The sequence below is a fragment of the Streptomyces sp. NPDC013157 genome (assembly GCF_042899865.1).
Taxonomy (GTDB): Bacteria; Actinomycetota; Actinomycetes; order Streptomycetales; family Streptomycetaceae; genus Streptomyces.
In genome coordinates, this window is sequence record NZ_JBIBAK010000026.1 from 72,907 (window position 1) to 95,021 (window position 22,115).

General features: G+C 71.3%; 16 protein-coding genes and 1 pseudogene. 8 read left to right on the top strand and 9 right to left on the bottom strand.

The features are described 5' to 3' along the window. Positions 1-40: 40 nt before the first annotated feature. The 4 genes from ACFY6U_RS48080 to ACFY6U_RS48095 form a co-directional block, all read right to left on the bottom strand. Entirely contained in the window at positions 41-3,865 is a 3,825-nt protein-coding gene (locus ACFY6U_RS48080) for a multifunctional oxoglutarate decarboxylase/oxoglutarate dehydrogenase thiamine pyrophosphate-binding subunit/dihydrolipoyllysine-residue succinyltransferase subunit (protein ID WP_390048877.1), read from the bottom strand. A 326-nt stretch (positions 3,866-4,191) separates the two neighbouring features. Beyond that, complete coding sequence (locus tag ACFY6U_RS48085) at positions 4,192-5,301, bottom strand: ATP-binding protein (protein WP_390048879.1); 1,110 nt, start codon at positions 5,299-5,301, stop codon at positions 4,192-4,194. Next, on the bottom strand, positions 5,298-6,038 hold the full coding sequence (locus ACFY6U_RS48090) for a response regulator transcription factor (protein ID WP_351502809.1): 741 nt from the start codon (positions 6,036-6,038) through the stop codon (positions 5,298-5,300). The genes ACFY6U_RS48085 and ACFY6U_RS48090 overlap by 4 nt, the downstream gene beginning before the upstream one ends. 110 nt (positions 6,039-6,148) lie before the next feature. Further along, positions 6,149-6,838 (bottom strand): spermidine synthase, encoded by a 690-nt coding sequence (locus ACFY6U_RS48095; protein ID WP_390048881.1) that lies wholly within the window; start codon positions 6,836-6,838, stop codon positions 6,149-6,151. A gap of 254 nt (positions 6,839-7,092) precedes the next feature. On the opposite strand from ACFY6U_RS48095, the gene ACFY6U_RS48100 reads away from it, so the two are divergent. Then, a complete protein-coding gene (locus ACFY6U_RS48100) occupies positions 7,093-7,872 on the top strand; it encodes a rhomboid-like protein (RefSeq protein WP_390048883.1) in 780 nt (259 codons plus the stop codon). Between the two features lie 4 nt (positions 7,873-7,876). Here the strand turns inward: ACFY6U_RS48100 and ACFY6U_RS48105 are convergent, their stop codons facing one another. The 3 genes and pseudogenes from ACFY6U_RS48105 to ACFY6U_RS48115 all read right to left on the bottom strand — a co-directional run bounded on the left by ACFY6U_RS48105 (position 7,877) and on the right by ACFY6U_RS48115 (position 10,450). Next, a complete protein-coding gene (locus ACFY6U_RS48105; protein ID WP_390048885.1) occupies positions 7,877-8,833 on the bottom strand; it encodes a sulfatase-like hydrolase/transferase in 957 nt (318 codons plus the stop codon). Continuing rightward, positions 8,785-9,366: pseudogene (locus ACFY6U_RS48110) on the bottom strand (sulfatase-like hydrolase/transferase); the annotation flags it as partial. The gene ACFY6U_RS48105 and the pseudogene ACFY6U_RS48110, both read right to left, overlap by 49 nt. A 280-nt stretch (positions 9,367-9,646) precedes the next feature. Further along, complete coding sequence (locus ACFY6U_RS48115; RefSeq protein WP_390048887.1) at positions 9,647-10,450, bottom strand: GNAT family N-acetyltransferase; 804 nt, start codon at positions 10,448-10,450, stop codon at positions 9,647-9,649. A 172-nt stretch (positions 10,451-10,622) separates the two neighbouring features. On the opposite strand from ACFY6U_RS48115, the gene lon reads away from it, so the two are divergent. Beyond that, entirely contained in the window at positions 10,623-13,043 is a 2,421-nt protein-coding gene (lon, locus tag ACFY6U_RS48120) for an endopeptidase La (protein WP_390048889.1), read from the top strand. 159 nt (positions 13,044-13,202) lie between these two features. Here the strand turns inward: lon and ACFY6U_RS48125 are convergent, their stop codons facing one another. Beyond that, entirely contained in the window at positions 13,203-14,018 is an 816-nt protein-coding gene (locus ACFY6U_RS48125) for a lysozyme (protein ID WP_390048891.1), read from the bottom strand. Positions 14,019-14,294: 276 nt separating this feature from the next. Between ACFY6U_RS48125 and ACFY6U_RS48130 the strand changes: the two genes are divergently transcribed. Further along, entirely contained in the window at positions 14,295-14,786 is a 492-nt protein-coding gene (locus ACFY6U_RS48130) for a MarR family transcriptional regulator (protein WP_351502617.1), read from the top strand. A gap of 36 nt (positions 14,787-14,822) precedes the next feature. Here the strand turns inward: ACFY6U_RS48130 and ACFY6U_RS48135 are convergent, their stop codons facing one another. Further along, positions 14,823-15,611: a hypothetical protein gene (locus ACFY6U_RS48135; RefSeq protein WP_390048893.1), complete on the bottom strand. Its 789-nt coding sequence runs from the start codon at positions 15,609-15,611 to the stop codon at positions 14,823-14,825. A gap of 405 nt (positions 15,612-16,016) precedes the next feature. Between ACFY6U_RS48135 and ACFY6U_RS48140 the strand changes: the two genes are divergently transcribed. The 5 genes from ACFY6U_RS48140 to ACFY6U_RS48160 are packed head-to-tail and all read left to right on the top strand — an operon-like array spanning position 16,017 to position 21,919. Then, a complete protein-coding gene (locus ACFY6U_RS48140) occupies positions 16,017-19,085 on the top strand; it encodes a nitrate- and nitrite sensing domain-containing protein (RefSeq protein WP_390048895.1) in 3,069 nt (1,022 codons plus the stop codon). Beyond that, the gene (locus ACFY6U_RS48145) at positions 19,082-19,585 is read left to right on the top strand and encodes a roadblock/LC7 domain-containing protein (protein WP_390048897.1); all 504 of its coding nucleotides are present in this window, start codon (positions 19,082-19,084) and stop codon (positions 19,583-19,585) included. The genes ACFY6U_RS48140 and ACFY6U_RS48145 overlap by 4 nt, the downstream gene beginning before the upstream one ends. Beyond that, positions 19,582-20,004, top strand: coding sequence for a DUF742 domain-containing protein (locus tag ACFY6U_RS48150; protein WP_390048899.1), 423 nt, complete (start codon positions 19,582-19,584; stop codon positions 20,002-20,004). Before ACFY6U_RS48145 ends, ACFY6U_RS48150 begins: the two co-directional genes overlap by 4 nt. Next, positions 19,985-20,620 (top strand): ATP/GTP-binding protein, encoded by a 636-nt coding sequence (locus ACFY6U_RS48155; RefSeq protein ID WP_390048901.1) that lies wholly within the window; start codon positions 19,985-19,987, stop codon positions 20,618-20,620. Before ACFY6U_RS48150 ends, ACFY6U_RS48155 begins: the two co-directional genes overlap by 20 nt. Positions 20,621-20,662: 42 nt before the next feature. Beyond that, complete coding sequence (locus ACFY6U_RS48160) at positions 20,663-21,919, top strand: styrene monooxygenase/indole monooxygenase family protein (RefSeq protein ID WP_390048903.1); 1,257 nt, start codon at positions 20,663-20,665, stop codon at positions 21,917-21,919. Positions 21,920-22,115: the final 196 nt, after the last annotated feature.

The window sequence follows — 22,115 nt, forward strand, 5'->3', positions numbered from 1 at the left end:
CAACCGGGAACCGGACCCCTGCGCAGGGTGCTCCGCAGGCCTACGCCTCGAAGACCTCACGCACCAGCTGCTCCTGCTCGGCCTGGTGGCGCTTGGCCGAACCCACCGCCGGGGACGAGGAGTGCGGGCGCGAGATGCGGCGCAGGCGCTCGCCGGCCGGGACGTCGGCGCCGACCGCCAGGTCCAGGTGGTCGATCAGGTTGAGCGCGATGAACGGCCAGGCACCCTGGTTCGCCGGCTCCTCCTGGGTCCACAGGTACTTCTCGGCGTTCGGGTACTTGTTGACCTCGGCCTGGAGCTCCGCACCCGGCAGCGGGTACAGGCGCTCGAGGCGGATGATCGCGGTGTCCGTGACGCCGCGCTTCTGCCGCTCGGCCTCCAGGTCGTAGTAGACCTTGCCGGTGCAGAACACGACCTTGCGGACCGCGTTCGGGTCCACCGAGTCGTCGCCGATGACCGGGCGGAACTGCCCGCTCGTGAACTCCTCCGCCTTCGAGGCCGCCGCCTTGAGGCGCAGCATCGACTTCGGGGTGAAGACGACCAGCGGCTTGTGGTGCGGGTTGTGCACCTGCCACCGCAGGAGGTGGAAGTAGTTCGACGGGAGGGTCGGCATCGCGACCGTCATGTTGTTCTGGGCGCAGAGCTGCAGGAAGCGCTCGATACGGGCCGAGGAGTGGTCCGGGCCCTGGCCCTCGTAGCCGTGCGGGAGGAGGAGGGTGACGCCACTGGTCTGGCCCCACTTCTGCTCCGCCGCCGAGATGTACTCGTCGATGACCGACTGGGCGCCGTTGGTGAAGTCACCGAACTGCGCCTCCCACATCACCAGCGCGTCCGGACGGGCCAGCGAGTAGCCGTACTCGAAGCCCATCACCGCGTATTCGGAGAGCAGCGAGTTGTAGACGTTGTACCGGGCCTGGTCCTCGGACAGGTAGAGGAGCGGGGTGTAGTCCGCGCCCGTCTCCCGGTCGATCAGGACCGCGTGGCGCTGGCCGAAGGTGCCGCGCTGGGAGTCCTGGCCGGACAGGCGCACCGGGGTGCCCTCCATCAGCAGCGAGCCGATGGCCAGGGTCTCGCCCATGCCCCAGTCGATCGTGCCGTCCTCGATCATCGCCGCCCGGCGCTGCAGCTGCGGCAGCAGACGCGGGTGGACGGTGAAGTAGTCCGGGATGTTGACCTGGGACTCGGCGATGCGCTTGACGACCTCCGTGGAGATCGCGGTCGGCACGGCGACCGGGAAGCCGTCCTGCGGCTCCTGGGCGGGTGCGGCGGCCGGCTGCGCGGTGGCCTCGCGGACCTCCGTGAAGACCTTCTCCAGCTGGCCCTGGTAGTCCTGCAGGGCCTGCTCGGCCTCTTCCAGGGTGATGTCGCCGCGACCGATCAGGGACTCGGTGTAGAGCTTGCGCACCGAGCGCTTCTTGTCGATCAGGTCGTACATCAGCGGCTGGGTGAAGGCCGGGTTGTCCGACTCGTTGTGACCGCGGCGGCGGTAGCAGATGAGGTCGATCACCACGTCCTTGTTGAACGCCTGGCGGAACTCGAAGGCCAGGCGCGCGACGCGCACGACCGCCTCCGGGTCGTCGCCGTTCACGTGGAAGATCGGGGCCTCGATCATGCGGGCCACGTCCGTCGCGTACATCGAGGAACGCGAGGACTCCGGGGCCGCGGTGAAGCCGACCTGGTTGTTGATGACGATGTGGACCGTGCCGCCGGTGCGGTAGCCGCGCAGCTGCGACATGTTCAGGGTCTCGGCCACCACGCCCTGGCCCGCGAAGGCCGCGTCGCCGTGCAGCGCGACCGGCAGGACCGTGAAGTCCGTGCCGCCCTTGTTGATGATGTCCTGCTTGGCGCGGGCGATGCCCTCGATGACCGGGTCGACCGTCTCCAGGTGGGACGGGTTGGCGGCCAGCGAGACCTTGATCTGCTCGCCGTCCAGGCCGGTGAAGGTGCCCTCGGCGCCCAGGTGGTACTTCACGTCGCCGGAGCCGTGCATCGACTTCGGGTCGAGGTTGCCCTCGAACTCGCGGAAGATCTGCGCGTACGACTTGCCGACGATGTTGGCGAGGACGTTCAGGCGGCCGCGGTGGGCCATGCCGATGACGACCTCGTCGAGGCGGGACTCGGCGGCCGAGTCCAGGACCGCGTCGAGCAGCGGGATGACGGACTCGCCGCCCTCCAGGGAGAAGCGCTTCTGGCCGACGTACTTGGTCTGCAGGAAGGTCTCGAAGGCCTCCGCCGCGTTCAGGCGGCGCAGGATCCGCAGCTGCTCCTCGCGCTCCATCTTGGAGTGCGGGCGCTCCACGCGGTCCTGGATCCACTTGCGCTGCTTCGGGTCCTGGATGTGCATGAACTCGATGCCAGTGGTGCGGCAGTACGAGTCGCGCAGCACGCCGAGGATGTCGCGCAGCTTCATCATCGACTTGCCGGCGAAGCCGCCGACCGCGAAGTCGCGCTCCAGGTCCCACAGGGTGAGGCCGTGCTCGGTGATGTCCAGGTCGGGGTGCTTGCGCTGCTTGTACTCCAGCGGGTCGGTGTCGGCCATGACGTGGCCGCGGACCCGGTAGGAGTGGATCAGCTCGAAGACGCGGGCGGCCTTGGTGACGTCGTCGTCGTGGCTGGCGTCGATGTCCCGGAGCCAGCGGACCGGCTCGTAGGGGATGCGCAGGGCCTCGAAGATGTCGTCGTAGAAGCCGTTCTCGCCGAGGAGGAGGTTCGCGACGGAGCGCAGGAACTCGCCGGAGGCGGCGCCCTGGATGACCCGGTGGTCGTAGGTCGACGTGAGCGTCATGACCTTCGAGATGCCGAGCTTGTTCAGGGTGTCCTGGCTGGTGCCCTGGAACTCGGCCGGGTAGTCCATGGAGCCGACGCCCATGATGACCGACTGGCCGGGCATCAGGCGCGGGACCGAGTGGACGGTGCCGAGGCCGCCGGGGTTGGTCAGGGAGACCGTGACGCCGGTGAAGTCGTCCATCGTCAGCTTGTTGTCGCGGGCGCGACGGACGATGTCCTCGTAGGCCTGCCAGAACTCGAAGAAGTTCAGGGTCTCGGCCTTCTTGATGGCCGCGACGACGAGCTGGCGGTCGCCGTTGGGCTTCACCAGGTCGATGGCCAGGCCGAGGTTGACGTGCGGCGGCTTGACCAGGGTCGGCTTGCCGTCCTTCTCGCCGAACGAGTGGTTCATCGACGGCATGGCCTTGATGGCCTGGACCATCGCGAAGCCGATCAGGTGCGTGAAGGAGATCTTCCCGCCCCGGGCGCGCTTCAGGTGGTTGTTGATGACGATCCGGTTGTCGAAGAGCAGCTTCACCGGGACCGCGCGGACCGAGGTGGCCGTCGGCAGCTCCAGCGAGGCGTTCATGTTCTTCGCGACGGCCGCGGCGGGACCACGCAGCGTGACCAGCTCGGGACCCTCCGGGGCCTCGGCGGCGGGCGCGGCGGCCTTGGCGGCGGCCGGCTTCGCGGCGGCCGGGGCCGGAGCGGCGGCGGGCTTCGCGGGCGCCGGGGCGGGCGCTGCGGCCTTCGGAGCGGCAGGCGCGGCCGGGGCGGCCTGTGCGGGCGCGGCGGGCGCCTGGGCGGCGGGAGCGGCCGGAGCCGGAGCCGCCGGCTGGGCCGGCGCGGGTGTCGTGGAGGTGGTGCCCGCGGCCCCCGCGGCCGCGGTACCCGCCGGAGCCGAGGCGGCGGGCGCCCCCGGCTTGTAGTCGGCGAAGAAGTCCCACCAGGCTCGGTCTACCGAATTCGGGTCCTGGAGGTACTGCTGATAGATCTCGTCGACGAGCCACTCGTTCGGTCCGAACGCGGCTGCGGGGTTCTTGCCCGCTTGGTCTGCGTCGGTCGAGATGCTCGAGTTACTGGGGGACTGTGGCGACACGGCGGCAACCGCCCTCTTCCGCTTCACAAGGTTATGGACAGCGGGAATAAAGGCTACGCCTCCAAGACCGCGAAGGTCAGGTCGGGCCGGTTCATCGTCGCGTAAGTCACATCGAAAACTGTGTTTCAGGGCTTGATATGGCGGGAAACAAGCGTGGTTGCGCTGCGAAAGGACTGAACCAGGCATGGCTCCGCCACGCCGGCGATCACCTCACACCGAACCCCCGCGCGACGTGCGCGGGGGCCGCACCTGATCACACGTGTCCGGCTGCGCGGACGGCCGTGCCGACGCCAGGTGGATCTTGAGGCTCCGGATCGAACTTTACGTCAACTTGGCACGGATGAAAGTCCCGGGAGAGTGACGATAATCCTGCAGCCCCGGTCGGATTCGGCCACACCGATCCGGCCGCCGTGCAGATCCACCGCCCACCGGGCGATCGCCAGGCCCAGCCCGGTGCCGCCGTCGCTGCCCGGACCGTGCGGCCGCCGTACGGCGCCGCGGTTGAAGCGCTCGAAGACGCGGTGCCACTCCGAGCGCGGAATGCCGGGACCCTCGTCCAGGATCTCCAGCTCCAGCGACTCCGGCTGCGGCCCGCGCCGCGCCTTCACGGTCACCCGGCCGTGCGCCGGGCTGTGCTTGACCGCGTTGTCGATGAGGTTGGCCACGACCTGGTGGATGCGCTCCGGGTCGGCGTGCGCGGTCAGCTCGGGCGGCGAGACGTCCAGGTGCAGATGGACGTCCGTACGCGTGTGGTTCCCGGAGCCCGAGGCCATGCCCCCGCGTGCCCCGGCGACCATGTTGGCCTCCTTCAGCACGCCCGAGAGGTACGGCCACACCTCGAACCGGCGCTGCCGCAGCGGCACCACGCCGTTGTCGAGCCGGGACAGGTCCAGGAGGGTCTCCACGAGCCGTCCGAGGCGCTCGGTCTGCTTGAGGGCCGTGCGCATCGTCTCGGTGTCCGGCTCGGCGATCCCGTCGACGACGTTCTCCAGGACGGCCCGCAGTCCCGCGATGGGCGTGCGCAGCTCGTGCGACACGTTGGCGACCAGCTCCTTGCGCTGGCGGTCCTGGGCCTCCAGCTCGTCGGCCATGACGTTGATCGTCTCGGCCAGGTCGCCCAGCTCGTCCCGGCGGTTCTCGCGCACCCGGCGCGTGTAGTCGCCCTGCGATATCGACCGGGCCACCGCGTTCATGTCGTCCAGCGGCGCGGTGAGCGAATGCGCCACGAACTGCGTTATCAGGAGTGTGGCGATCATCGAGAAGACCGTGATGAAGCGCAGCTCGGTCTTGGTGTGCACGGCGACGATCGACAGACCGGTGGTGATCAGGACCGAGACGACGACCAGGGCGCCGAGCTTGGTCTTGATCGAGAACGGGCGTACACCGCCCCAGGGCTCCTCCCCGGGGCCTCTCGGTCCGGTCGGCCCGCCGCTCATGGCGTCGGTGTCTCCAGCGCGTAGCCCACACCGTGCACAGTGCGGATCCGCTCGGCGCCGATCTTCCGGCGCAGCGCCTTGATGTGGCTGTCGACCGTGCGGGTGCCGGAGGCGTCCGCCCAGTCCCACACCTCGGCGAGCAGCTGCTCACGGGAGAGCACCGCGCGCGGGGTGTTCGCCAGGCACACGAGGAGGTCGAACTCGGTGGGGGTGAGGTGAACGTCCTCGCTGCGCACCCGGACCCGGCGCTGCGCGTGGTCGATCTCCAGCTCGCCGAGGCGCAGGATGCCGGAGCGGGGCGTGGAGGCCGCGATGGCCGCCCGCTCCACCCGCCGCAGCAGCACGTGTACGCGAGCCGCCAGCTCCCGCATGGAGAACGGCTTGGTCATGTAGTCGTCGGCGCCGACCCCTAGGCCGACCAGCATGTCGGTCTCGTCGTCCCGCGCGGTGAGCATGAGTACCGGTACCGGGCGGGCGGCCTGCACGCGCCGGCAGACCTCCAGACCGTCGAAGCCGGGCAGCATGATGTCGAGGATCAGCAGGTCGGGCTGCCAGGCCTCGGCGGTGTCGACGGCCGCCGGGCCGTCGCCCGCTGTTTGCACGAGGAACCCCTCGGCGCGCAGTCGGACCGCGATGGCGTCGACGATCGTGGGGTCGTCCTCGACGACCAGAACCCGGCGCTGGGCGCCCTGGGTCGCCGTCGCCGCGCCGTTGTGGGAGGTGTGTGTCTGCTCCATCGCCCGCCCCTGTGTGCTTTCCGGAACCAGTGGGGTGATCCCATGACTGCGATTGACGCTTGAATGATCCGCGTCAGGGATGCACATTACGGGGACAGGAGGCGCACTCGCTATCCAGGGCGGACGGCAAGGTGAACGACGTCCGGAACGCCCCGGGCAACCGGGATCTCTTCGGTACGCACCCGCTGGAAACCGGCATTCCACAAGGTTCCCTCGAATTCCGAAGAGGGCTGCGCCGACCATACGGCCAGTACCCCGCCCGGTCTCAACACCCTTGCGCAGCTTGCGAGTCCGGCCGGTGAGTAGAGCCCCTCGTTGGCCTTGTCGACGGTCCAGTCGGGGCCGTTGTCGATGTCCAGGCACAGCGCGTCGAACGTGTCCGATGTCTCATTGACGTAAGTCACGAGATCACTCTCGACGACCACCGTGCGCGGATCGGCGAACGCGCGGGCGGAGAGCGCGGAGAGCGGACCGTCCCGGTGCCAGTCGACGACCGCCGCCTCCCGCTCCACGACCGTGATCCGTCCCCAGCGGGGGTCCTGCGCGGCATGGGCGAGCGAGAACCCGACGCCCAGCCCGCCGATCAGCACCGCGGGATCGCTCCGTCCGTCCAGCGCCTGGCGCGCGGCGTCCACCAGCAACCGCTCCGAGCGTCCGTCGGAGGTGTCCATCAGGAAGCAGCCGTTGGCGATGATCTGCAGGAGCCCGCCGTGTCTGCGCAGCACCACCTCGCCGTACGGCCCGTCGCGCCGGTCCAGGACCACAGGGCGGCTGTCGGGCATGGAGGCCGAGGTCGTCATGGTGGCCATCCTGCCCCAACAGGGCTTTGCGGCCACCCGAATTACGGGTGTCGGGCAGCCGCACGGGTGTCACCCGTTCGAGGGGCCGCCCGGCGCTTCGCGCCCATGGCCGCCGGGAAGCGGCTCGTATGGTTCCTTCTGACCCCTCTTGGTTCTTCAGAAAATCCTTTGAATCGTTCCGTGGGTGGCCTCGGTCATAGACAGCGGCTCGTGGGACGGCGAAGGGTGGGGTGAAACGGAAGGAGCGCCTCACCGTGGAACGGACCGCGAGGGCCGCATCGACGCCCACGCCCGAGCCCCTTCCGGCCGGGGACGTCGCCGTCCTCCTCGACGGCGTGCCCCGCCAGCGCGGCCCGCTCGCGGCACCCGCCCCGGGGCACCCGCGCACCGCCCTCCGACTGCGCGCCTGGCGGCTCCTTCCCACCCCCACCGGCACCCCGGTCACCTTCACCTACACGGCGATCCTGGCCCTCACCTCGCTCTTCGCGAGCTGCGCCAGTCCCCGCCTCCTGTACGCGGTCTACCAGGACTCCAGCACCGACGTCGCCCACCTGCTGCGCACCCCCGTCTTCGTCCTGCTGGCCAGCGCGCTGTGGGTCGCGGGCGGGCTGCTGTCGCCGTTCGCGCTGGCCTTCGCGCTCGTCCTGACCGCGCTGGAGCGGCGGATAGGAGGCGCCCGCGCGATCGTCGTCTTCCTGACGGGCCATGTCCTGGCCACCCTCGCGACCGAGGTCCCGGTCGGCCTCGCGGTCCTGGCCGGCCACCTCCCCACCACCTCCCTGCACCGCCTCGACTACGGCATCAGCTTCGGCGTGGCCGCCAGCATCGGCGCGCTCTCCGGCCTCCTCGCCCCCTGGCTGCGCTGGCCGCTGCTCGCCCTGGTGGGCTACGACCTCATCGAGGACCTCATCGCCTTCGAGGACCCGATGACCAACTGGGGCCACCTGATCGCGCTGGGCATCGGGGCGGCGCTCTGGCCCGTCGTACGACGCTGGTACCGGGAGCGGGGTCCGGCCGTCGCCGTCCCGGCCTGAGGGTTCAGGCGCGCCGCGCCGCCGCCAGCGCCTTCGCCGACTCCGGTACTCCCAGGGCCTTCTCCTGCTCTGCGGTGGCGCCGTGCAGGCGGTTGGTGAGCTGGTACGGGTCGGCTGCCAGGTCGTAGAACTCGCGGAAGAGCACTTTGCCGTCGCCCTGCGTGGGCAGGCCCTGCCCGTCGAGGCGTGTGCGGTAGTACTCGGTGTACTGCGTGGACCTGCCGATGTGGGTGGCCCAGGTGTGGATCGGCTCCTGGTCCTGCCGGTTCCACCACCACTCGGCGAGGAGGCGGTCGCGGTCGTTGCGGGTGTCCAGGAGCGAGTGGCCGTCGTGCGGGGTGTCCGGGGTGACGCCGGCCGCGTCCAGGAGGGTCGGGGCGATGTCGACATGGCCGGTGAGCCGGTCGTCGACGGTGCCCTCGCCCAGCCCCCGCGCGGGCCAGGACAGCCAGAACGGCACCTCCAGGCTCGGCCGGTACGGCACCGACTTGCGCAGCCAGCCGTGGTCCGCCCAGCACAGCCCGTGGTCGCTGGTGAACAGCACGAGGGTGTTCTCCAACCGGCCCAGCGCGCGCAGCTCGTCCCGGAAGTCCCGCATCGCGTCGTCCACCGACAGCAGGGTGCGCAACTGGCGCCCGCGCAGCGCCTTCCCCTGGGCGTACGTGTGCTTCGCCTTCTGCAGGAACGGCGGCTTGTCGCTCTTGTCGCCCTCGTACACGGAGGGCCGGCCGGGCCACTCCGGCACGCGCGCGTGCGCGTACCTCCGCTCCGGGATGTTGAGTTCGTGCGCGCTGCGGGTGGCGACGTACGCGAACCACGGCCGGGTGTCGGTCCGGGACCTGTCGATGAAGCGAGGGCACGGTCCCTGATGACGTGGGTGTTGTAGCCGGGGATGTTCCGGACCGTGCCGTTGTCGTTGTAGTGGCCGTCGTAGTACGCCACCGGTTCCTGGAGCAGCCACTCGTCGAAGTGCGGCGGGTTGTCGCCGGTGTGCCAGTAGTTGAGGTACTTGCCGAACAGGCCGGTGCGGTAGCCGGCCGCACGCAACTGGCGCTGGACGGTGGTGTGCTGGTCGAGGTGGTAGGGGTGGCGGGTGTCGAGGACGCCGTGGTGGTGCGCGTACCGCCCCGACATGATCGTGGACCTGGAGGGCGCGCAGAGCGGGGTGTTGGCGTGCGCCCGCGCGAAGGTGACGCCCTGCCCGCCCAGCCAGTCGGCGGTACGGCGGACCGCCCAGTCCGTCTCCTTGGGCTGGTCGTCGGTGAGGACGAGGAGGATGTTCGGGCGGGGATCGGTGCGGGGGAGGGGGGAGGCCGGGGGACGGCTTGCGGCGGGGGCCGCGGAGGCGGTGCGGGCGGGGGCGGGGGTGCCGGCGCCGTCGTCGCCGACGGCGCGCAGGGCCAACGGGACGGCGGCGCCGGCCGCGACGACGGCGGCGCCGGTGAGCACGGCGCGCCGTGCCGGCCGCTTGGGCGTCGACTGTTTCTCACTCATGTGTCCCCCCCGCCCCGGTGCGCGCCGCCATTTGCTGTGCGTCCGCCGGCAGTTTCGGGGCCTTTCCTGTGAGTTGCGTTGCGGTGGTGCAGCGAGGGCCTTGCGGAGTCGTGGCGGTGAGCACCCTCATTTCCCGCCGCAACGGTGCTCAGCCCCGACGGCGTCGTCCGGCGGTGCCGGACCGGGCGGGGCGATGCGCCGTTGTGGATGGCGGTCGGTTGCCGGGTGCGGAGGCGTCGTGGTTGCTCGCGCAGTTCCCCGCGCCCCTTTGGGGCTCGTTTCAGTCGGCCGGGGTCCAGATGTACGGGGTGGTGGTCGTGATCGCTGTGAAGCCCAGGCGCTGGAGGACCGGAGCGCTGGCGGACGAGGCCTCCACGAGGAGGTAGGGGACGTTCCGGGCTGCCGCGCGGGTCGCTCGCAGGGCCACCAGCGCGCGGTAGACGCCCCTGCCGCGCCACTCGGCCAGGGTGGAGCCACCCAGCAGCATGGCGAAGTCCGTGCCGGGGCGGAAGGCGATCCAGGCCGCCGAGACGACCTCTCCGGCGGCCTCGGCGACGTACACCTCGTTGTCGTCGGGGGCGACCGTGAGCCGGCCCCTCAGGTAGCCGGCGATCCACGCCATGTCCTCGCCCCACACCGCCGTCTCCAGCGCGGCGATCCGGTCCAGGTCCGCATCGGCGGTGACCCGGCGCAGGGTCACGCCCGGGGGCAGGGCGGGTGCGGCCACGGCCAGGTCCTCGACCAGGGCGATCACGACCGTCTCACGTGGTTCGGGCACGAAGCCCGCCGCACGCAGCCGGTCGGGGAGGTCCGCCGGGTCGTCGTGCCCGCGCGTCTTCCACTCCACCGCCTCGCCGCGCGCCGCGAAGAAGTCCCGCTGCCGGGCGATCAGCGCGTCCAGTTCAAGGCCGCGCACGCCGCCCCAGTCGCGCGGCCCGGTCACGAAGCCGCGGTGCTGGCCCACCACACGGAGGGCGGGACCGTCGTGCTCGTACGTGATCCCGGGGGCGGGGACGGGCTGGACGGCGCGCATCTGGGCGTCGTAGGCAGCCAGCAGGGCCGCGGTGAGGTCGGTGTCGGTCATCGGCCGACCGTACGGGGAATGAGCCCGCTCGGATCAACTGTTTTTACGGGCGTGGGACCGTGTTCGGCCAGGTCGGCAGTTGATCGCTCAGAGCGAACATATGCATGGGAACATTTCTGGGCTCGCAAACATTGAGTCGACATAGCTCAAGTTGACTGCCGAAGGGGAGATCATGGCTTCGACGTCCGCATCACTCACCCTCCCTGTGCTGCCGCTCGACGGCGAGGTTGTGCTGCCCGGGATGGTGGTCCCGCTGGACCTGAAGGACCCTGATGTACGCGCCGCCGTGGAGGCCGCGCAGGCCGCCGCCCGTACCGAGCCCGGCAAGCCCAGGGTGCTGCTGGTGCCGCGGGTCGACGGGACCTACCCGAGCACCGGTGTGCTCGGCACCGTGGAGCAGGTCGGCCGCCTGGCCGACGGCGACCCGGGCGCGCTGATCCGCGGCCGCTACCGGGTGCGCATCGGCGCCGGCACCACCGGCCCGGGGGCGGCCCTGTGGGTGGAGGGCACCCGCATCGACGAGAACGTCCCGGACCCGGTGCCCGGTCATGTCACCGAACTGGTCAAGGAGTACAAGGCCCTCGCCACCGCCTGGCTGCGCAAGCGCGGCGCCTGGCAGGTCGTGGACCGGGTGCAGGCCATCGACGACGTCTCCCAGCTCGCGGACAACTCCGGTTACTCGCCCTTCCTGACCACCGAGCAGAAGATCGAGCTCCTGGAGACCGTCGACGCGGTCGCCCGCCTGAAGCTGGCCACCCAGCAGCTCCGCGACCACCTCGCCGAGCAGGACGTGGCGGAGACCATCGCCAAGGACGTCCAGGAGGGCGTCGACAAGCAGCAGCGCGAGTTCCTGCTCCGCCGTCAGCTGGAGGCGGTCCGCAAGGAGCTGCGCGAGCTGAACGGCGACGCCGCCAAGGACGGCGAGGAGTCCGACGACTACCGCGCCCGGGTGGAGGCCGCCGACCTGCCGGAGAAGGTCCGCGAGGCCGCCCTCAAGGAGGTCGACAAGCTGGAGCGGTCCAGCGACCAGTCGCCCGAGGGCTCGTGGATCCGCACCTGGCTGGACACCGTCCTCGAACTGCCGTGGAACGAGCGGACCGAGGACGCCTACGACATCCAGGGCGCCAAGGCGGTCCTGGACGCCGAGCACGCCGGTCTGGAGGACGTGAAGGAGCGGATCACCGAGTACCTGGCGGTGCGCAAGCGCCGTAGCGACCGGGGGCTCGGAGTCATCGGCGGGCGCCGTGGCGGTGCCGTGCTGGCCCTGGTCGGCCCGCCCGGTGTCGGCAAGACCTCGCTCGGTGAGTCGGTCGCGCACGCGATGGGCCGCAAGTTCGTCCGGGTCGCCCTCGGCGGCGTCCGGGACGAGGCCGAGATCCGCGGTCACCGCCGTACGTACGTCGGCGCGCTGCCCGGCCGGATCGTGCGGGCCATCAAGGAGGCCGGTTCGATGAACCCGGTCGTCCTGCTGGACGAGATCGACAAGGTGGGGTCCGACTTCCGGGGCGACCCGGCCGCTGCCCTGCTCGAAGTCCTCGACCCGGCGCAGAACCACACCTTCCGCGACCACTACCTGGAAGTCGAACTCGACCTGTCCGACGTCGTCTTCCTCGCCACCGCCAACGTCCTGGAGGCGATCCCGGAGGCCCTGCTCGACCGCATGGAGCTGGTCCGCCTGGACGGCTACACCGAGGACGAGAAGGTCGTCATCGCCCGTGACCACCTGCTCCCGCGCCAGCTGGAGCGGGCGGGGCTCGCCAAGGACGAGGTGATCCTCGACGAGAGCGCGCTGCGCAAGCTCGCCGGCGAGTACACCCGCGAGGCGGGCGTGCGCACCCTGGAGCGCTCGATCGCCCGGCTGCTCCGCAAGGTCGCGGCGCAGCACGAACTGGGCGAGCGGGAGCTGCCGTTCACGATCAGGGACGAGGACCTGCGCGCCCTGATCGGCCGGCCGCACCACGTGCCCGAGTCCGCCCAGGACCCGGCCGAGCGCCGCACGGCGGTCCCGGGCGTGGCGACGGGCCTCGCGGTCACCGGCGCCGGTGGCGACGTGCTCTTCGTCGAAGCCTCCCTGGCCGACCCGGAGACGGGCGCGGCGGGTCTGACCCTCACCGGTCAGCTGGGTGACGTGATGAAGGAGTCGGCGCAGATCGCCCTGTCCTTCCTCCGCTCGCACGGTGCCGAACTGGAACTCCCGGTCGGCGACCTGAAGGACCGGGGCGTGCACATCCACTTCCCGGCGGGCGCGGTCCCCAAGGACGGCCCGAGCGCCGGCGTCACGATGACGACGGCCCTCGCGTCGCTGCTCTCCGGGCGGCTGGTCCGCACGGACGTGGCGATGACCGGCGAGGTCTCGCTGACCGGCCGGGTGCTGCCCATCGGCGGCGTGAAGCAGAAGCTGCTCGCCGCCCAGCGTGCCGGGGTGACGACCGTCATCATCCCGAAGCGCAACGAGGCCGACCTGGACGACGTCCCGGCCGAGGTGCTGGACAAGCTCGACGTCCACGCCGTGACCGACGTCCGCCAGGTCCTGGAGCTGGCGCTCGCGCCCGCCACGAACGGCGCGGCGCCGGAGGTTCCGGTAGCGGCGTGACGGACGCTGCCGGATGCAGAAGAAGGCCCGGGTTCCCGTGAGGGGCCCGGGCCTTCGCGCTGTGCGCCGTTGTTCGTCCGCGGCGCCGTCGTGGCCGGTCGCGCCCACGCGGCGGAGCCGCACATCGACAACAGCCCCACGCCCCTTCGGGGCGCTTGCTCAGCCGTTGGCCAGTGCCACCACCCGGTCCAGGGCCCCGTTGAACTTGTCGTGGTCCCCGACCGACGGCCCGGTCGACGTGTACTGCCACATCGTGTACGTCGACCAGCCGGCCGGCAGCGTGCCCACCTCCGAGGCGTACCGGGCGATCCACAGCGGGTTGGCGGAGCCGAAACCGCCGTAGTTGCCGGTGCAGTCGCTCCACCAGCTGGTCGCCGTGTAGATGACCGCGGCGCGGCCGGTGCGGGCCTTGTACCGGTTCAGGAAGTCGGTGATCCAGGTGACCATCCCGCTCTTGGACTTGCCGTAGCAGGCCGCGCCGTACGGGTTCCACTCGATGTCGAGGACGCCGGGAAGGGTCCGGCCGTCCTTGGACCAGCCGCCGCCGTGGTCGACGAAGTAGTCGGCCTGGGCGGCGCCGCCCGCGGTGTCCGGGGTCGCGAAGTGGTAGGCGCCGCGGATCATGCCGACGTCGTAGGAGCCGTTGTACTGCTTGGCGAAGTAGGGGTTGGTGTAGTACGTGCCTTCCGTCGCCTTGGAATACGCCCATCTGACCCCGCTGCCCAGCAGGGTCGACCAGGAGACGTCGCCCTGGTAGCTGGCGACGTCGACGCCTTCGGTCTGGGTGGCGAGGTCGGTCTTGGGCGTGCCGCTCCGGCCGTCGTGGGCCAGGACGCCCATTCCCATGTACGCCGAGCCGCGGGCCGGGACGGCCGGGCCGGACGCGTCGGCGTGGGCGGGGACCGGGGCGAGTGCTGCGAGCAGCAGCACCAGCAGGCCGGTCAGGAGTGTGGGGGCGGGTCTGTGCACGGGCATGACGTGCCTCCGTGGGGTGAGGTGAGGTCCCAGGTATGCCAGAGGCGGTCGTTCCGCGCGGCGCGACACGACGCAGTGTCACACGGCTCGACGCGGCTCAATGGCGTGGGCATGCCAGCAATGGCCTGGGTGCAGACGCTACGCACGGGCCGGACCCCGGGGAAGGGGATCCGGAGGCTGCCGTTGGTCTACGCCTGCGGAATACTTGGCGAGCTGCGGCGATGACGGGGCTTGACGGAAACTTTCAGGACTGCGAAACCGATCAGGGGTGCTGACGTGCACGAGGACGAAAAGGGCGACGAACAGCGCGCCGCCACCGGGTTGACGCCGAGCGGTGCCGACCAGGAGTTCCTGGCCCTGGAGCGCGAGTTGACGGTGCTGCTGCGCCGCGCCCGGGCCAGCCAGGGCGAGATGGCCCGGGAGGTCCACCCCGACCTGGAGTCCGCCGCGTACGGGCTGCTCGTACGGCTCGACGAGTGCGGCGGCCAGCGCGCCACCGAACTGGCCGCCTACGTCGGCGTCGGCAAGGCCACCATGTCCCGCCAGCTGCGCGCCCTGGAGGAGCTCGGCCTGATCGCCCGGGAGCCCGACCCGGCCGACGGGCGGGCCTGGCTGGTCGCCCTCACCGACGAGGGCAGGCGCCGGGTCGGCACGGTGCGCGAGGCCCGCCGGGGCCGCTACGTCCGCCAGCTCGCCCACTGGGACCGCACCGAGGTCGCGGAACTGGCCCGGCTGCTGAGCCAGTTGAACGGCGTCATGGAGAAGTAGCCGGCATCAGGCCGCCACGGGCGGCCACCGGGGGCGTCACAGCTCGGCGTACACCACCGTCGCGTCGTCGTGCGTCTTGCTCCGCCGCAGGAACACCCGCTCCTCCCGGTCGGCCGCCTCCAGCTCCCGCACCCGGCCGACCAGCGCCCGCGCACCCTCCTTGCGCACGACGTCGAGGAGGGCGCTCCAGTCGCCCTCCCGGAACTTCTCCGTCCAGCGGGTCGCCCCGTCGGTGAGGGCGGCCAGCGCGCGGACCTCGGCGCGGGGCACGGTCCCGGTGACCGCGCGGGCCGCCACCGAGGGGTCGGCGGCGGCCGTGAAGAAGCCGCCCTCCTTGTTGCGGACCGTCGCGTCGGCGATCGCGTCCGAGGCCAGCGAGGCGCGCGGCACCCGGTCGAGCCGGTCGTCCAGGACCGGGGTGACCGTGCCGTCGGGTGACCTCAGGAGCAACGCGGAGTCGGACAGGACGAGGAACTCCACGGTCTCCGCGGACCAGCGGCTCAGCACGACCGTCGCCTGAGGGGTACGCGGGTGAGAAAGGTCACAGGTGTCACCATGTGCCGCGGCCGTGCGGGCGATCGCCTGTTCGAGTATCTCCCGCAGCGTCAGATCTCCTCGCGAAACGGTCAGTTCGGTCAGTGCGCCGCCCAGCCGCGCGGTGAACCAGGGGACGGAATGCAGACACCCGGTCCCGTCCCTGGGCGGGGTCACCCCGTCCAGGACGATCACACAACCCCCCTGCCCCGAGGCGGGAAGTCCGACAGCGGCGAAGTCCTCGTTGGGGCGGTCGGGGGCGCCGGGTTCCGAAACGACCTCAGTATGCATTCGGCCAGTCTGCACGACCCCTCCACAGGCTTCACCAAAGGCTGGCAACCACCCCGGAATTGATGCGGTCCCGCAGGTCAGCCGCCTGTTTTGGGGTGGAATGGCGCACTCCGGGAAGCTGCGGTGGCGAATCCTGTCAAAGCCTGCCGTCCGCGTCCAACCCGCCAGCCGGAAAAGGACCCCGCAGGGTCCGCCGGAACTTGCCCGCCAACTCCTGTCCGATGTTCACTCCTTCGGGTGGCGGGTGGGGTGATGTGAGACCACTGCCTACCGGCGCTGGGAGGGTCGGGGACCGAAATGCAGGCGCACGCATCGGGTGCGTGCACCACTTGGCACCGAACGCCGGGAATCATGACGGGGTGCCACCCGACCCTTGGGTACACGAGTTCAGGAATGCGAGCACCGGTGCAGAAGACGCGGCCTCGGCGCACAGGCAAGAAGACGGCCTCCGAAACGGGCGCCGCGGCCCCCGTCGGCACCGGCCGCCCCAAGCACGTCCGCACCCGGCTGATCGTGGCCGTGGCCGTGGTCGCCGCGGCGATCGCGGGCGCCGGAGCGCCCGCCCTGCTCACCGCCTCCGGGCAGCTGAGCGACTCCCAGGACCTGGTGACCCTGTCCGGCCGCACCCAGGACGCGCTGGCCCTCGCCAACTCGCTCGCCGACGAGCGCGACGAGGTCACCTCCTACATCGCGGCCGGCCGCCCCAAGTCCAAGGCCCCCTCCGAGGACCGCAGCGCCCGCGTCGACCGCCAGGTCGAGGACCTGCGCGCGGACCCCGACGCCCCCGGCTGGCTGCGCACCGGCCTGGACGGCATCGCCGCCGTCCGCCGCTCCGCCCTCACCGGCAAGAGCACGGCCCTCGAAGCGCACCAGGCGTACTCGGCGACCATCACCGAACTGCACCGGCTCGCGGAGCAACTGGCCGAGCAGATGCCCCCCAGGGCCGGCTCCGGCGCCTACGCGCTCGCCGAACTGGACTCCGCCGTCCAGCAGTCCGCGGCGGCCAGAGGCCTCCTGCTGGCCGCCCTGAACATCCCCAGCACCACCCAGACCACGATCAGCCCCCTCACCGGTCTGCCCGTCACCAGCACCACCACCTCCGAGGCCGACAGGAAGCAGCGCGACGCGCTCACCGCGGCGGCCCAGCAGGCCAGGCTGCGCGCCGACGCGGCCCTCGCCGACTTCCGCGACACGGCGCCCAAGGCGGCCGTCGACTCGTACGACTCCACGGTCACCGGCGGTGACGTCAACGACGCCGACAAGTACCTGGCCGCCCTCACCGACCAGCCGACCTTCTCCGACGACGACCTCTCCACCGGCACCAAGAAGCTGGACGCGGCGCTGTCCGCCCGGGTCGACCTGATGCGGGGCGTGGAGTCGGCCCTCTACGACCACCGCACCAAGGACCTCGCGGCGCTCCGCGACGACGACGTGACCGCGCTGGAGATCCGCGTCGCGGTGATCGGCGCCCTGATGCTGGTCGCGGTCGGCATCGCCACGGCCATGGCCCGCACCCTCACCCGCCCCCTCTCCGTGCTCCGCCGGGGCTCGGCCCGGCTCGCCGGGGCCGAGGACCCGCGCGCCGAGGAACCGATCGCCTTCACCGGCCGCAACGACGAGTTCGCCCAGGTCGTCCGCTCCGTCAACGCCCTGCACGCGCACGCCACGGAGCTCTACGACCGCATCGCCACCCTGGAGACCGACCGCAAGCACCTGGTCGGCCAGCGCCAGAAGATGGCCGACGCCCGTGAGGAGCTGCGCGCCGAGGTCACCGACGCCGCGGCCCAGCTGGAGCGGCTGCGCACCAGCATCGGCTCCACCTTCGTCAACCTCGCGCTGCGCACGCTAGGCCTGGTGGAGCGCCAGCTGGCCGTGATCGAGACCCTGGAGGAGCGCGAACAGGACCCCGACCGCCTGTCGACCCTCTTCAAGCTCGACCACTTCGCCACGGTCATGCGCCGTCACAGCGAGAACCTCCTGGTCCTCGCCGGCACCGAACACGTCCAGCAGCACGCGGGCCCGATCCCGCTGGTGGACGTGGTCCGGGCGGCGGTCAGCGAGATCGAGCGCTACGAGCGGGTCCGGATCGCCTCCCTCCCGCCGCACGCGCACGTGGCCGGCTTCGCCGCCGACGACCTCTCCCACCTCCTCGCCGAACTCATGGAGAACGCCACCGCGTCCTCCCCGCCCGACGTCCCCGTCGAGATCTCCGGCTGGCTGCTGGAGAGCGGCGAGGTCATGCTCTCCGTCCAGGACGAGGGCATCGGCATGACCGCCGACCGCATGGTCCGCCTCAACGGCCGCCTCGCCGAGTTCGACCCCGAGTCGCCCTACGACCAGGAGGGCGAGGACGGTCTCGGCCTCGGTCTCTACGTGGTGGCCCGGCTGGCCCACCGGCACGGCGTCCGCGTCCAGCTCCGCGAGCAGAAGCAGGGCGGGGTGGCGGCGGTCGTGGTCCTGCCCCAGCCGCTGCTGGCCGCGGCTCCGGCGACGTCGGTTCCGCAGGCCACGACGGCTCCCGGCGGCACCCAGGCCTTCTCCCTCCCCGGCGCGGCCGCGGAGGTCAACTCCAACGTCCTGTACGGGCGTTCGACGTCCGGCGACCCCCTGGTGACGCTGGCGGAGAAGGCGGTACGCGAGGCCGACGAACAGCCCGCCCACGAGCAGGCGCCGGCGCCGAAGGCCCAGGACCCGGAGCCGACGGTACGACCGAAGGCACCGGCGGAGACCTTCGCCGAGACCACGATGGAACTGCTGGTCCCGCTCACGGAACAGGATCCCGAGCCGAACGAGGAGACCGAGCCGCAGCCACGGACCGTTCCCGGCGAGGAGCGGACGCAGGCCGGTGCTGCCGAGCAGCGGCCGCACCCCGCCGACGCCGAGATCCGGCCGCGGCGCCGGCGGGTCGAGGGTGACGACTGGCCCGGGTCGCTGGGTCCCGAGGACGAGGACCGGCCGCGGCGTCGGCGGGTCGAGGACGACGACTGGCCCAGGCCGCAGTCGGTGGACGCCGACAACCACGCGCGTCCGCAACCCGCGGCCGCCGACGGCGAGTACGCCCCACCGGGGCCACCCGCACCCGACCTGGCCGCCGGCACAGGTGGTGCGGGTGGGAACGACTTCGGCGCAGCCGAAGAGCACTCCCGCCCGCTGCCCCTGCCCGCGACCGCCGAGGCCGAGGACGACGGCGCCGCCGAGGACGAGGTCACCAGCAAGGGCCTCCCCAAGCGCACCCCCAAGATCACCGCTCCCGCCCCACCGCCCCGCCAGCGCGGCACCGGCGTCGACGCGGACGCCCTCCGCCGCAGGCTCGGCGGCTTCCGCAGGGGCGCCGACGCGGGACGGCGTGACGTCGAGGCGGAGATCGCCGAGCAGACCGGCCAGAACCAGGTGCCGAGCAGCGTACGAGCCGTACCCGGAACAGCCGTATCCGAAGAAGCCACGGGGGGCACAGTCGAGGAGGCAAGCAGTTGACCGCGCCCAGTACCTTCGGACTGAGCAGTGAGGCCCGCAACCTGCACTGGCTGCTGAGCAACCTCGTCGAGGAGGTGCCCGGGATCCAGTCGGTCGCGGTGGTCTCCTCCGACGGCCTGCTCCTGCTCTCCTCGGACACCAGCCGGAACCAGGCGGCCCGCGAGGCACAGGCCGAGAAACGCAAGGGCCCCCGCGGCTCCGCCGCCGACCTCGCCACCATCGTCTCGGGCATCGGCAGCCTCACCATCGGCGCCGCCCGGCTGATGGACTTCGGCCCGGTCAAGCACACGATGGTCGCGATGGAGGAGGGCAGCCTCTTCGTGATGTCGATCAGCGACGGCTCGCTGCTGGGGGTGCACGGCAGCGCGGAGTGCGACATGAGCGTGGTGGCCTATCACATGGCACTGTTCGTCGGCCGCGCCGGCCACGTCCTCACCCCCGAACTCCGCACCGAGCTACGCAAGTCCCTAGAGGCCGACGCGACGAGGAGCGGCCGATGAGCAGCGCGCCGAAGAACCGCAGGCAGAACCTCCCGGTACGCGGCGGCGACCGCAAACCCGCCCGCGTCCGCCCCTACTCGCTCACCGGCGGCCGTACCCGCTTCGGCCACGTCCTCCTCGTGGAGACGTTCGTGGCCGCGCTCGAGGCCCCGGCGGAGCGCAAGGAACTGACGAATGGTTCCCTCAGCACCCGGGTGATGCCCGAGATGCAGGCCATCGTCGAACTGTGCCGCCGCATGCGCACGGTGGCCGAGATCGCCGCGCTGCTGAAGATGCCGCTCGGCGTGGTCCGGGTCCTGCTCAGCGACCTCGCGGACCAGGGAAAGATCCGTGTGTACGGAACCGGTACCGGACACGGCGTCGGCCGTCCGGACCGCGCTCTGCTGGAAAGGGTGCTGAGTGGACTACGCCGTCTCTGACGCCACCGGCGTCAACCCGCTCCTCGACGAGGAGGAGCAGCCGCGGTCCTGGCAGACGGACCGCAGCCGGGCCCCCATCGCGACGAAGATTGTCGTCGCGGGCGGTTTCGGCGTCGGCAAGACCACGCTGGTCACCGCCGTCTCGGAGATCACGCCCCTGCAGACCGAGGCGCTGATGACCGAGGCGAGCGAGGAGACCGACGACCTCACCGCCACGCCCGGCAAGCTGACCACCACCGTGGCCATGGACTTCGGCCGCATCACGCTCGACGACGACCTGGTGCTCTACCTGTTCGGCACGCCGGGCCAGCAGCGGTTCTGGTTCATGTGGGACGACCTGGTGCGCGGCGCGATCGGCGCCGTCGTCCTCGCCGACACCCGGCGCCTGAAGGACTGCTTCCCGGCGCTGGACTACTTCGAGAGCTGCGGACTGCCGTACGTCGTCGCGGTCAACCACTTCGACGGCAGTGAGCGCTTCGAACCCGAGGACGTGCGCGAGGCATTGACGATCCCTCCGCACATACCTGTAATGATCATGGACGCCCGCCGTCGGGTCTCGGCCATCGAGACGCTGCTGTCCCTGGTCGCCCACGCGCTGGACGAAACCCCCGAGTAGCACCCCGGGTAGATCTTCTGAACCCTTAGGAGCCACCACCGCATGCGGAAGATACTCGTCGTGGGGGCCGGCCAGGCCGGTCTCCAGCTCGCCCTCGGCCTCCAGTCCAACGGCTACGAGGTCACCCTGATGTCGAACCGGACCGCGGACGAGATCCGCTCCGGCCGGGTCATGTCGACGCAGTGCATGTTCCACACGGCACTGCAGCACGAGCGCGATCTCCAGCTGAACTTCTGGGAGTCCCAGGCCCCGAAGATCGAAGGACTCGGCGTCTCGGTCGCGGCCCCCGGCTCCTGGGGCGAGGGCCCCGCGGCCCGTGCCATCGACTGGGTGGGCAGGCTCGACGGGTACGCGCAGTCGGTCGACCAGCGGGTCAAGATGGCCGGCTGGATGGAGACCTTCGCACAGCGCGGCGGCCAGCTGGTCATCCACGGCGCGGCGGTCGGCGACCTCGACTACTTCGCCCGCACCTACGACCTGGTGCTGGTCTCGGCGGGCAAGGGCGAACTGGTCCAGATGTTCGGCCGCGACGCCTCCCTCTCGCCGTACAGCGAGCCGCAGCGCGCGCTCGCCGTCGCCTACGTCCACGGCCTCGGCCCCCGGCCCGAGCACCCGGACTTCTACGCGGTCCGCTGCAACCTGGTCCCCGGCGTCGGCGAGCTCTTCGTCATGCCGACCCTGACCACCTCCGGACCCGCCGACATCCTCTTCTGGGAGGGCATACCCGGCGGTCCGCTGGACGTCTTCAACGGCGTCAAGGACCCCTCGGAGCACCTCTCCCTGACCCTGGAACTCATGGAGCGGTACACGCCCTGGGAGTACGCGCGGGCCACCAAGGTCGAACTGACCGACGCCGGCGGCACCCTCGCCGGCCGCTACGCCCCCACCGTCCGCAACCCGATCGGCCGCCTCCCCGGCGGCGGCCTGGTCCTCGGCGTCGCGGACGTCGTCGTCGCCAACGACCCGATCACCGGCCAGGGCTCCAACTCCGCCTCCAAGTGCGCGGCCTCCTACCTCGCCTCGATCCTCGAACAGGGCGAGAAGGAGTTCGACGAGACCTGGATGCAGGAGACGTTCGACCGCTACTGGAACACGGCCCAGCACGTCACTAAGTGGACGAACGCCATGCTGGCGCCCCCGCCGGAGCACATCCTCAACCTGATCGGCGCGGCGGGCCAGCTCCAGCCGGTCGCCGACCGCTTCGCCAACGCCTTCAACGACCCCGCCGACTTCGAGAACTTCTTCTACGAGCCGGAGAAGACGGAGGCGTACCTGGCCTCGGTGGCGGGCGCCGCCTGAGCAGGTAGGTTCTCGGCCGCGGGTGCGCGGTGCCTGCTCGCGCAGTTCCTCCCCCAGCCTTCGGCCGGGGGTACCCCCAGCGCCCCTGGCGGGGCGCTGCGGCAACGCGCCCCCGAAGGGGCGCGGGGAACTGCGCGACCAGCCACGGCGGCGCCGCACCCGACCACCACCCCATCGCGGCACCATCGGCGGAACA